Genomic DNA, 11256 nt, shown 5'->3' on the forward strand with positions numbered 1-11256 from the left:
TGTCCCGCGGTGGCGCCCCAGGGCGCCGCCGCTCCTTCGGTAGTGCCGGCCGCTGGCCGGCAACCCGATCATCCATCGTGATCACGCGGAGCCGGCCAGCGGCCGGCTCTGCCACCTGCGGGTCAGATGTCGGTGTGGTGATGCGGCACGGCGGCTGGCAGCGGGTCATGCCCTCCCACGAAGTGACGCACCACGGGGGCGCGCTCGCCGCGATGCAGCTCCCGAAGCACTTCCTGGATGGCCTTGTCATCCGCGGTGATGCGCTCGTGCTGGCGCAGGTGCTCCAGCCACGACGGGGTCACGAAATACTCCAGGTGGATGCCCGGGCTGGCCACGTCCTCGACGACACCCCAGACCACCGCACCGTCGCGGCGACGGATCGTGCCCAGCGCGCGCATCTGCGCCTGGAACTTGGCACGGTCAGCATCGTCGATGCGGTACTCGATGGTAACCAGCACCGGCCCCCGATCATTCGACACCGGCACCGACAGTTCCGGCGCCGGCCAGTGCCCGGCCGGACGCAGGTTCAGATCCTCGGTGCCAGCAATGCGCACGCGCCACACCAGCAATCCGCCGATCACCGCACCTGCGGCAGCCACCAGCAACGCCAGCTCCGGCGACGTACGCTGTGCGAGCGCGCCCCAGCTCAGGCCGCCGGCGGCCATGCCGGCAGAGAACACCATGATGTACAGCGCCAGCGCACGCGCACGTACCCATGCCGGAACCGCAGTCTGCGCAGCGATCTGCAGCGACGACAGCACGGTGATCCACGCAAATCCATTGACCAGCATCACCGCCGGAAGCACGTACCAGCTGCGGGTCAGCGCCAGCCCGACCAGGCTCAGGGCCAGCGACAAGGTCGCCAGCAGTACCAACAGGTCACGATCCAGCTGCGCACGCAGCTTCGGCAGCAGCAGCGCACCGCCCACTGCGCCGATGCCGATGCAGCCCAGCAGCATGCCGTACTGCCCCGCCCCGCCATGCATCTGCCCACGCACCACCACCGGCAACAGCGCGTTCATCGCCGCGGCAAAGAAGAAGAAGCCGACCGACTTGATCAGCACCGCCTGCAGCCGCCCGGCGCGGCTGGCGTAACGCAGGCCCGCCTTCAAGCCGGCACCGAAACCTTCCGGTGGCAGGCTGGACTGCTTGGGATCACGCGTCCAGCCCCACACCACGAACAGCATCGCGGCGAAGGTGATGGCGTTGAAGCCGAATGCCCACACCGCACCCAGCTGCGCCACGATCACGCCACCAATGGCCGGGCCGATCGAGCGCGCGATGTTGATGCCGATCGAGTTCAGCGCCACCGCCGAGGCCAGCATCGGCTGCGGTACCAGCTCGGAGACAATGGCGGCCTGCGCGGGCATTGCCATCGCCGCACCACAGCCCATGCAGAAGGTCAGCAGCACCAGCAACTGCGGGGTCAGCAGGTCCATCGCGGTCAACGCGGCCATCGCTGCGGCCACCAGCAGCATCCAGCCCTGGGTCGCCAGCAGGTACTTCCGGCGATCGACAATGTCGGCCAGGGTGCCGGCAGCGAGCGCCAGCAGCACGATCGGCACCGTGGTGGCCGATTGCACCAGGGCCACCATCAACGGCGAACCGGTGCGTTCGGCCATCACCCAGGCGGCGGCTACATCATTGACCCAGGTGCCGATGTTGCTGGCCAGGATTGCCAGCCAGATCGAACGGAACATCTGGATCTTCAGCGGGGACCAGGCGCCTGCGGCCTGTGTGGAGTGTTGCGACGCGGTTGCGTTCACCATTGCCATGCTCCAACGATCGAGGCGAACTGCGTGTCCTGGCCTCCGGCCTGCTTCAGTGCAGGACCGGCGTCGACCCAGGCCAGCTGCAGCTGCCATTGCCAATGTTTGCTGGCCTGCCAGCGGGTTTCAGATTTGTACTGGGTGCCGATGCGGCGCGCGCCACCGGCGCTCCCCGGCAACGCCAGCAGCGGTGCCGGTGTGGTGTAGACCGCATCGGCACGACGCTGCTTCCACGCCATCTGTACGCCCAGTTCCGTGGTCACCGCATGATGCAGGCGCAGGGTCAGGGTCGGTTGCAGGTCCATCAGGTTGGCCGGGGCCAGCAGGCTGGCCTCGCTGAAGTAGGCCGATTTAGGGAACAGTGCATTGAAGGTTCCCAGGCGGCCGTCATGCAGCTTGCCGTCGCCACTGGCGATATCCGCCTTCAGCCCCAGCCTCGGTTGCAGCGGCCGCTCGGTCCAGCGCCAGCCGGTGTCGGTCGCCAGCGTCCAGGCACGGACGTCGAGTGGGCCGGTGGCGGCACGCAGTTCACCGCCCTGGGCCACCAGCTCACTGTTCCAGTCCAGCAGACCTGACTGGCCGAACCAGCGCGCACCGAGTGTCTGCCGGCGCTCGGTTCCCGAGCCCGCCGCAAAGCGCGCACCGTCGCGACGATAGTCCAGCAGGTACAGATCCCACTGTCCCACGCCCTGCCCGCGTGCCGCGGTGGCATAGGCACCCCACAGGTGCGCACCGTGTTCGCTGCGATCATCAAAGGCACCCGGCCGGTTCTCGACCGGCCGCAGGGCCATCAGGTCAAGCGTGCCGAGCCGCCCCTCCCAGCCCAGGCGCGCACCATCGAAGGCCAGGCGGATGTTCGGCCCATCGCGTACCGACAACAGCCGCGAGCTGCCATAGCCGGCTTCCTGCCGGCCGAGCTGCACATGGAAGCCACCGCGCTGCCAGCGCCAGTACGCCTGCTGCACGTCCAAGGCACCACGGTCGGTGCGGCCCGGGCCGCCTGCCTTGCCATTCTCGGCATGCACGCCCAGCTGCAGTTTTGCCTGCCAGGTGTCCTCCACATAGGTGGCCGACGCCAGTGCGCGCAGCAGGCCATAGCCATCTTCGCTGCCGCCGATACCGAACCGGGTCGGGTCGTAGTACAGGCCACGCAGGCGCAGCGATGCGTCCAGCTGCAGCTCGCCGTTGCCCGCGTCGCTGCAGCGGCCGCCCTCGCAGGCCAGCGCCAGCGAGGGCACGGACAGTAGCGCCAGGCTCAGAACGCGAAGCACGAGCATCCCATCGCGCCCCAGAACCCGGCCAGGTCATCGGTCGGCGCCGCGTGATGCGCGGCATGACCGTGAGCACCATGCGTACTGCAGGCCACACCGTGATGGTGGCGATGGGCAGCGGCCAATCCGGTGGCGGCACCACCAACGTGGTAACCACCGAACCGGTTGACCGGCGACCAGTCCGGCATCGCCGGCGGCAGCTGCGGCGCCAGCCCAGCATAATCGCCGTCGGCGTGCACGATGCGCCCGCCGACCACGGTCAGCATGCTGGTGATGTCGGCGATCTGCGCGTCGTGGACGCGGAAGAAATCGGCCGAGAGCAGGATGAAGTCGGCCAGCTGACCAACCTTCAATGTCCCCTTCACTGCTTCGTCGCCGGAGAACCAGGCGCTGCCCTGGGTCCACAGGCGCAGCGCCTGCTCGCGTTCGAGCAGGTTTTCCTCGCCATACAGGGCCAACCCGCCCACGGTGCGCCCGGTCACCAGCCAGGACAACGCCACCCACGGGTTGTAGCTGGCCACGCGGGTGGCGTCGGTGCCTGCGCCCACCGGCACGCCCTCGGCCAACATGCGCTTGACCGGCGGCGTGTGCCGTGCCGCCTGCACGCCGTAGCGCTCGACGAAGGCTTCGCCCTGGTAGGCCATGCGGTGCTGCACGGCGATACCCCCACCCAGCGCGCGGATGCGCTCGATATTGCGCGGAGTGATGGTCTCGGCGTGGTCGATGAACCAGTGCAGGCCATCGAATGGCACCTCGCGGTTGACCTGTTCGTATACATCCAGGATGCGGGTGATGCTCTCGTCGTAGGTGGCGTGGATGCGGAACGGCCAGCGCTTCTCGACCAGCAGCTTCACCACGTCGTGCAGTTCGGGCTCCAGCTCCGGCGGCAGTTCCGGGCGCGGCTCGTTGAACAGTTCGAAGTCGGCGGCGGAGAACACCAGCATCTCGCCCGCGCCGTTGTGGCGCAGCAGGTCATCGCCCTGGCGCGGCTGCAGGATCTCGCTCCAGCCACGGAAGTCATCCACTTCCCTGCCCTTGTTCTGGGTGAACAGGTTGTAGGCGATGCGCACCGTCAGCTGGTCATCGCGATGCAGCTGCTCGATGACCTGGTAGTCCTCGGGGTAGTTCTGGAAGCCACCGCCGGCGTCGATCACCGAGGTGATGCCAAGCCGGTTCAGTTCGCGCATGAAGTGGCGCGTCGAGTTGGCCTGGTACTCGATCGGCAGGCGCGGGCCCTTGGCCAGCGTCGCGTAGAGGATCAGCGCATTCGGCTTGGCCAGCAGCAGCCCGGTCGGGTTGCCCAGCGAATCGCGCACGATCTGGCCACCCGGCGGATCCGGTGTGTCCTTGCTGTAGCCGCACGCACGCAGCGCGGCGCGGTTGAGCAGCGCGCGGTCGTACAGGTGCAGCAGGAACACCGGCGTATCCGGCGCGATGTCGTTGAGCTCCTGCAGCGTCGGCAGGCGCTTCTCGTTGAACTGTGCGGCGGTGAAGCCACCGACCACGCGCACCCACTGCGGTGCAGGGGTGCGGTCGACCTGGGCCTTCAACATGTCCAGGGCGTCGCCCAGCGAACGCAGGCCGTCCCAGCGCAGTTCAAGGTTGTAGTTCAGGCCACCACGGATCAGGTGGGTATGGCTGTCGTTGAGGCCAGGCAGCAGGCGCCTGCCCTGCGCGTCGATCAGCGTCGCTTCATTGCCCCAGCCGCGCATGATCTCCTCGTCGCTGCCGACGGCGACGATGCGGCCCTCCTGCACGGCCAGTGCCTGGGCGTGCGGCTGCTGAGGGTCGAGGGTGGTAATGCGGGCATTGCGGATGACCAGGGTGCTCATGCGACGCTCCTTGGAAGTGGAATCGAGTGCGGCAGCGGCACGACCGGCCAGGCCGAGCGCAACCGCGGCGCCGCTGGCCAGCATCACGGTGCGGCGGCCGTGGTCGAGGGGATCGTGACTCATGCGAGGTCTCCCGGAAGGCGATGGACGTCCAGTGCCCAGGTGCCGGGCCCGGCCAGCGCGATGGCCAGCAGTACCGTGGTCCACATCAACGGGTACTCACTGCCACCGCGCATCCAGAACCAGCCCCTGGGCAGGGCCAACAGCACGGTGAAGCCGATGAAGGCGGCCGCTGCAAGCGCGGCAATGCGGGTCTGCCATCCCAGCAGCACGGCCAGCCCGGACAGCACCTGCAACAGGGCCAACAGCAGCGGCAACGGCGCCACTGCCGGCAGCCCGAAACCGCGCAGCTCGGTGGCGAAGCCGGCCAGCCCCGGTCCGCCGAACCAGCCAAACAGCTTGCCCAGCGCGTGCGGCAGCAGGAAGCCTCCTGCCGCCACGCGCAGCATCAGCAGGGCCAGGTCAAGGCCATGGCCGGCCAGCATGCTCAGTGCCCGCCTTCCTGCGCGCCGAACATGCGCTTGGCATACTGGATGCCGATGCCGTAGCCGCCGGCGTGGTCGCGGGCGATGCCGGTGGTCAGGTCGTAGGTTTCACCCCGCGCCCAGTCGCGCTGCAGCTCGAGCAGGTACTGCACGCTGGTCATCGGAACCGCGCCGGCCTGCACCATGCGGGTGATCGCACGCTCGTGCGCTTCTTCGCTGACATCGCCACAGGCATCGGTGATCACGTAGACCTCGAAGCCCTGCGCCAGCGCAGACAGCGCCGGACCCACGATGCAGACACTGGTCCATAGGCCGGCAAGCACCAGCCGACGCTTGCCGATGCGGTTGATCTCGTCGATCACCGGCCGGTCTTCCCAGGTATTCATCGACGTGCGGTCGAACACCGGCTGGCCGGGGAAGATCTGCGGCAGTTCCGGGAACATCGGCCCGGAGAACGACGCTTCGGCGACCGTGGTCAGCACCACCGGCACCTTGAACCCCTTGGCGCCCTTGCTGATCAGCGACACGTTGTTGCGCAGCGTGGAGATATCGATGGTGTGGGTGGCGAACGCCATCTGTGACTGGAAGTCGATCAGCACCAGGGCATGGTCGGTGGGCGACAGCAGGGCCGGGGCGGGCGTGGCGGTGGCATGGGTCATGGATGGACTCCGTTGGAAACACGATCAAGGGGAAGCGACAGGGCGGCATCGCCGGCCAGGTACTGGCCGGGGCTGCAGCCGGTCTCCGCGCGGAAGCTGCGGACGAAGTGGCTCTGGTCGAAGAAGCCCAGCTGCTGGGCCAGGCACGCCATCGGCAACTGCGCGCCCGGCAGCAACTGGCAGGCGCGCTGGATGCGGCGGCGGCGCACATAGCGCAGCGGGCTGGCGCCGGTGCCGCTACGGAACAGGCGCACAAGGTGGAAGCGGCTGACGCAGGCGACGGCCGCCAGTTCGGTGACCCGCAGCGGCTGCGACAGATGCTCATCGACATAGCGCAGGGCGCGCTGCAGTGCGGCGGCCTGCTGCGGTGCCAGTGGCGCGGCGGGCGGATCGGGCGGAGTGACGGTGACCATGCGGGGCGCCGCGAGGGGGTGCCCCATGGTGCGTGGCCGTTGCGCGATGCCCTACCCCCGTCGGTCGAGGCCGGCACCTACCCGAATGGGGGAGGCCGACGGCCGAGCAGGCGGCGCCCGAACAGGCACGCGTCCAGTGAATAAGCCCCCGGCCCCACAAGCAGCAGCGCCGGCGGCAATGCCACCAGTGGCCAGGGCGCCTGCTGCGCGAACAGGCCCACGGCCGCCGTGAGCGCTGCCAGTGGCGTCAACATACCCAGTGCAAGCATGGCCGCTGCAAGCAGGCACAGCGCCGACCACCCACTGCCCTGAGCATCCGGCGCGCACAGCGCGGCGGTCACGCACAGCCGGAACCACAGCAGGCCGATGCCCGGCCCCCGATCAGGGAACATCACGAACAGGCGCTGCATGGCCAGGTTCCAGGAGGAGATGCCGGCGTGATAGCCGACCGCAGCGGCCACCGCCTACCCCGTTCGGGTCACCCCGGGCTGCCCCACACCTGCCAGAATGCGCGCCATGCGTGGCCGCCCCTTCCCGTTCCTGCGTCGCCTGCCGGCGCTGCTGACGTGCCTGCTGCTGTTGACCGCCCTGCCCGCCCTTGCCGTGCAGCGCCCGCCAGTGAGCGGTGGCCTGCCCGATTACGAACATACCGCCTGGCGTGTCGGCCAGGGCGCCCCAGGCGATATATGGGACATTGCCCAGGACCGTGAGGGCCTGTTGTGGCTGGCTACCGGCTCGGGCCTGTACCGCTTCGATGGCCGTCGCTTCGAACGGCAGGCAGCGCCCGTCGGTAGCCAGTTCCCGTCCACCAACATGGTCACGCTGGCGCATGCCGCCGACGGCGCCCTGTGGATCGGCTACTTCCAGGCCGGCATCAGCCGCTTCGCGCAGGGACGGCTGCACAGCTACGGCCGTGAGCAGGGGGTGCCGGTCGGCGTGGTGCCGCGCTTCAGCCAGGATCGCGATGGCCAACTCTGGGCGGCGATCAATGGCGGGCTGCGCCGCTTTGACGGACACCGCTGGCAGCCACTGCCGGCCGCTGCCGGCCTGCCCGAGCACCGTGTGCAGTGGGTGCTGCACGACAGCCGGGGCAGGTTCTGGGTGCTGGCCGGCCTGAAGATCTGGATGCGCGCGGCGGGCCAGACCGCGTTCGAGGACACCGGCATCGCGGTCTCGCAGATGGCGACGCTGGCCGAAAGCCCGCAGGGTGAAGTGTGGCTGGCCGACCGGGTGCGCGGCACCTCGCCACTGGCGAACGCGCAGGGTCTGCTGGCAGACAGCGAACGTGAGGCACGGCGGCTGCCGGAACTGGTCGCTGCGCGCCTGCAGTTCACTGCCGATGGCGCGCTGTGGGCCACGATGAGTCCGCACGGCGGCGTTGCCCACATCACCTTCGCCGGCACCCGGGCCGCGCGCATGGAACGCTTCGATTCGCCGCAAGGACTGACCGCCACCTCGGCCGTGCCGATCATCGTCGATCGCGAAGGCAATCTCTGGATTGGCACCAATCTCGGCCTCAACCGTTTCCGCGCACGCAGCGTGCACACCCTGGCGGTGGGTCCAAGCGATCCCTACCGCTCGCTGGTACGGGCCAGCGATGGCCGCGTGTATGGCTATGGCGAAGACCTCAAGCCCTACGACCTGCGGCGCACCCTGCTGGATGGCAGCGCCACGCAGCTGCAGGCTGCCGCGCGCCAGACACCCACGCCGATCTGGCAGTTCGACTGGGTCAACCTCGCGCGCACGGTCGCCGGCCACACCACATTGATCCCGCTGCCGGCGCCGTTCACCGGGCAGCCGCTGCATGCCCTGTTGTTCCCCGATGACGGACAGGCTTGGGTCTGCACCGGCGAACGCGGGGTGCTGCACTACCAGCATGACCAGTGGCAACGTGAAATCCGCCTGCCCGAGCAGGCCTGCTCATCGCTGGCGCTGGATGCCGATGGCCAGCTGCTGCTCGGCTATGCCGATGGCCGCCTGCGCCGCCTGGGTGCGAATGGCACCGAGAGCTTCGACTCCGGGGACGGCCTGTCGGTAGGGCCGATCACCGCGATGCTGCACCACCGGGACCTTCTGCTGATCGCCGGCGAGGCCGGGCTGGCAGCACGCCTGGGCAATGGCCGTTTCGTTCCGGTGCGCACTGACATGGCCGGCGTACTGGAAGGCATCACCGGCATGGTCACCGATGCACATGGATACCTGTGGCTCAACGGCAGCCGTGGCCTGGTTCGCCTGGAAACCGGCCTGCTGCGCCGCGCCGTGCGCAACGGCCTGCCGGTCATGCCACGCCTGTTCGACGCAGCTGACGGCATGCCGGGCATTGCCCTGCAGAGCGGACCGATCGCCACCGCAACGCTGGCCGACGACGGCCTGCTGTGGTTGGCCACCAACCAGGGCCTGGCCTGGCTGGACACCACCCGCTCGCACGTCAATACGATGGCTCCCAGCGTGCGCATCGGCGAGGTGCTGTATGGCAGCGAGCACGCGCCGCTACGCGATGGTCTGCGCCTACCGGCCGGCACCAGCCAGCTGCAGATCGATTACGTGGCGCTGTCGTTGGCACGTCCGGAGCGCAACCGATACCGCTACCGCCTGTCGGGCGTGGATGACGGCTGGCAGGACGCTGGCAGCAGCACACGTGCGTATTACACCAACCTCGCGCCCGGCAGCTACCGGTTCGAGGTGGAAGCCGCCAACGAGGATGGCATCTGGAGCACCGCACCGGCCAGCCGCAGCTTCCGCATCGCTCCCACCTTCATGCAGACCCTGTGGTTCAAGCTGCTGTGCACCGCCGCCGTGCTTGCACTGCTGGTGCTGGCCGTACGCATCCGCAGCGGCCAGCTGGCAGCCTTGTTCCGCGCGCGCCTGCAGGAGCGCAACGGCGAACGCGAACGCATCGCGCGCGACCTGCACGACACCCTGCTGCAGGGTAGCCAGGGCCTGATCCTGCGCCTGCACGCGATCAGCCAGTCAGCGCAGACGCCGGAACCGGTGCGCAGCCAGCTTGAGTCAGCGATGCAGCTGGCCGAGCGCAACCTGGCCGAGGGTCGCGAGCGGGTAAATGCGCTGCGCGAGGCGCCGTTCGCGGGCCGCGACCTCGCTTCGGCGCTGGCCGACGTGCACGCCGAATACGCCGGGCATGGCATCAATCCCCTGCGCCTGACCGTGGAAGGCGCGACGCCACCGCTGCAGGCCGACGCGGCCGAGGAGGTGTTCCTGATCGGGCGCGAGGCCATCCGCAATGCGCTGCGTCATGCCAACGCCAGCGCCATCGAAGTGGAACTTTCCTACGGAACGCGCTGCTTCCTGCTGCACGTGCGCGACGATGGCGTGGGCATCACCCACGAAAATGCCGGCCATGGCCATTGGGGCCTGCAGGGCATGCGTGAGCGCGCCCAGCGCCTCGGCGCGGAACTGCAGCTGTGGACCCGCCCCGGGCTGGGTACCGAAGTCGCGCTGGCAGTTCCGGCCCGGCGGCTGTATCAGCGCCGCCGATCGCGTTGGCATTGGCCCTGGAGTAGAGAAAACCATGACTGAGTCCCCTGCCCCGATCGGCGTGCTGGTGGTCGACGACCACCCGCTGCTGCGTGATGGCCTGGCGGCACTGCTGGGCGCTCATGCCGACCTGCGCCTGCTGGGCGAAGCCGCCGATGGCGAGGAAGCCATCGCACGCTACCAGCAGCTGCAGCCCGACGTGGTGCTGATGGACCTGCAGATGCCCCGCCTGGATGGTGTGGAAGCCATCGTGCGGATCCGCGCGCTGGACCCACGCGCCCGCATCATCGTGCTGACCACCTATCGCGGTGACGTACGTGCGGTGAGGGCACTGCAGGCCGGCGCCAGCGCGTATCTGCTGAAGGACATGCTGCGCCACGAACTGGTCGACACCATCCGCATGGTGGCCGGTGGCCGCCGTGCGCCGATTCCTCCAGCGGTGGCCGCCAGCATCGCCGCGCATGTGATCGAAGACCGCCTGTCACCGCGCGAGACCGAGGTACTGCGGTACGTGGCCGGAGGGCTGTCGAACAAGCGCATCGGCGAGCGCATGCAGATTTCGGAGCAGACGGTGAAGGCGCACATGAAAAGCCTGATGGACAAGCTCGGCGTGGGTGATCGCACCCATGCGGTCACCCAGGCGCTGCGGCGCGGCATCATCAGCCTGGACGACAGCGGGCACGATTAGGGGGGGGGTTCGGCAGGGCCTGCAGCCCTGCACCCGCGGTAGTGCCGGCCGCTGGCCGGCAACCTCAACAGCAAAATCAAAAGCGGGCTCTCCGTGGGATGGCGCGGCGGTGTCGGACTGCGGGGACGCTGCAAGTACGTCCCTGTAAGCTTGGCAGCCGCATCCATGCGGCTGACACCCCGCACTCCGACACCGCCCCACTTCTGACAGATTCCGATGGCGGTTGGTAGGTGTCGACCTTGGTCGACACTTCTGTCAGATATCGAAATCAATCAGGGGTCAGATCCGTTTTCCGAAGGAAAACGGATCTGACCCCAAGAGCCATTCCAACAGACCGCAGGAACCTGTCGAAGGCGGGGTGGGTCCGGTTGCGGGGGCGTGAGCGCCATGGGCCCGAGGCATGCCTCGGGCGGGTTGGGCAGGACGCCCAACCCCGGTCTTGCCGTGTGCGCAGGACAGCGCACACGAGCAAGGCGCGACCGAGCCCCCATGGGTGAGGGCGCTTCGCTTGCGAAGCATTGCTTCGCAAGCGCCCGAACGCCCAGCCGCCAGCGGCTGGGCCGGACTGGGGATTCACGGCGTCC

Annotated in this window: 9 protein-coding genes; 2 read left to right on the forward strand and 7 right to left on the reverse strand. The window is 68.6% G+C overall.

Translation table 11 applies throughout. The annotated features are described in order from the left end of the window. Nucleotides 1–122: 122 nt before the first annotated feature. The 7 genes from VG543_RS06220 to VG543_RS06250 form a co-directional block, all read right to left on the reverse strand. Nucleotides 123–1769 (reverse strand): MFS transporter, encoded by a 1647-nt coding sequence (locus tag VG543_RS06220; protein WP_019659971.1) that lies wholly within the window; start codon nucleotides 1767–1769, stop codon nucleotides 123–125. Continuing rightward, a complete protein-coding gene (locus VG543_RS06225; RefSeq protein ID WP_423178363.1) occupies nucleotides 1763–3046 on the reverse strand; it encodes an alginate export family protein in 1284 nt (427 codons plus the stop codon). Before VG543_RS06225 ends, VG543_RS06220 begins: the two co-directional genes overlap by 7 nt. Beyond that, nucleotides 3025–4872, reverse strand: coding sequence for an amidohydrolase (locus tag VG543_RS06230; RefSeq protein ID WP_171952958.1), 1848 nt, complete (start codon nucleotides 4870–4872; stop codon nucleotides 3025–3027). Before VG543_RS06230 ends, VG543_RS06225 begins: the two co-directional genes overlap by 22 nt. Nucleotides 4873–4991: 119 nt before the next feature. Then, a complete protein-coding gene (locus VG543_RS06235) occupies nucleotides 4992–5417 on the reverse strand; it encodes a DoxX family protein (RefSeq protein ID WP_111102432.1) in 426 nt (141 codons plus the stop codon). 2 nt (nucleotides 5418–5419) lie between these two features. Further along, complete coding sequence (locus tag VG543_RS06240; RefSeq protein ID WP_019659975.1) at nucleotides 5420–6076, reverse strand: hydrolase; 657 nt, start codon at nucleotides 6074–6076, stop codon at nucleotides 5420–5422. Beyond that, the gene (locus VG543_RS06245) at nucleotides 6073–6516 is read right to left on the reverse strand and encodes a helix-turn-helix transcriptional regulator (protein ID WP_171952727.1); all 444 of its coding nucleotides are present in this window, start codon (nucleotides 6514–6516) and stop codon (nucleotides 6073–6075) included. The genes VG543_RS06240 and VG543_RS06245 overlap by 4 nt, the downstream gene beginning before the upstream one ends. A gap of 50 nt (nucleotides 6517–6566) precedes the next feature. Beyond that, the gene (locus VG543_RS06250) at nucleotides 6567–6899 is read right to left on the reverse strand and encodes a hypothetical protein (protein WP_019659977.1); all 333 of its coding nucleotides are present in this window, start codon (nucleotides 6897–6899) and stop codon (nucleotides 6567–6569) included. A 97-nt stretch (nucleotides 6900–6996) separates the two neighbouring features. Here VG543_RS06250 and VG543_RS06255 point away from each other — a divergent pair, with 97 nt between their 5' ends. After that, on the forward strand, nucleotides 6997–10026 hold the full coding sequence (locus VG543_RS06255; RefSeq protein WP_423178364.1) for a sensor histidine kinase: 3030 nt from the start codon (nucleotides 6997–6999) through the stop codon (nucleotides 10024–10026). Further along, on the forward strand, nucleotides 10019–10672 hold the full coding sequence (locus tag VG543_RS06260; RefSeq protein WP_021204301.1) for a response regulator: 654 nt from the start codon (nucleotides 10019–10021) through the stop codon (nucleotides 10670–10672). Before VG543_RS06255 ends, VG543_RS06260 begins: the two co-directional genes overlap by 8 nt. Nucleotides 10673–11256: the final 584 nt, after the last annotated feature.

This window comes from Stenotrophomonas sp. CASM101, assembly GCF_049384845.1.
Lineage (GTDB): Bacteria > Pseudomonadota > Gammaproteobacteria > Xanthomonadales > Xanthomonadaceae > Stenotrophomonas > Stenotrophomonas hibiscicola.

Excerpts from the sequence above, each read along its gene's own strand:
- VG543_RS06220 (WP_019659971.1), bottom strand. The coding sequence starts at position 1,769 with ATGGTGAACGCAACCGCGTCGCAACACTCCACACAGGCCGCAGGCGCC.
- VG543_RS06225 (WP_423178363.1), bottom strand. The coding sequence starts at position 3,046 with ATGCTCGTGCTTCGCGTTCTGAGCCTGGCGCTACTGTCCGTGCCCTCG.
- VG543_RS06230 (WP_171952958.1), bottom strand. The coding sequence starts at position 4,872 with ATGAGCACCCTGGTCATCCGCAATGCCCGCATTACCACCCTCGACCCT.
- VG543_RS06235 (WP_111102432.1), bottom strand. The coding sequence starts at position 5,417 with ATGCTGGCCGGCCATGGCCTTGACCTGGCCCTGCTGATGCTGCGCGTG.
- VG543_RS06240 (WP_019659975.1), bottom strand. The coding sequence starts at position 6,076 with ATGACCCATGCCACCGCCACGCCCGCCCCGGCCCTGCTGTCGCCCACC.
- VG543_RS06245 (WP_171952727.1), bottom strand. The coding sequence starts at position 6,516 with ATGGGGCACCCCCTCGCGGCGCCCCGCATGGTCACCGTCACTCCGCCC.
- VG543_RS06250 (WP_019659977.1), bottom strand. The coding sequence starts at position 6,899 with ATGCAGCGCCTGTTCGTGATGTTCCCTGATCGGGGGCCGGGCATCGGC.
- VG543_RS06255 (WP_423178364.1), top strand. The coding sequence starts at position 6,997 with ATGCGCGCCATGCGTGGCCGCCCCTTCCCGTTCCTGCGTCGCCTGCCG.
- VG543_RS06260 (WP_021204301.1), top strand. The coding sequence starts at position 10,019 with ATGACTGAGTCCCCTGCCCCGATCGGCGTGCTGGTGGTCGACGACCAC.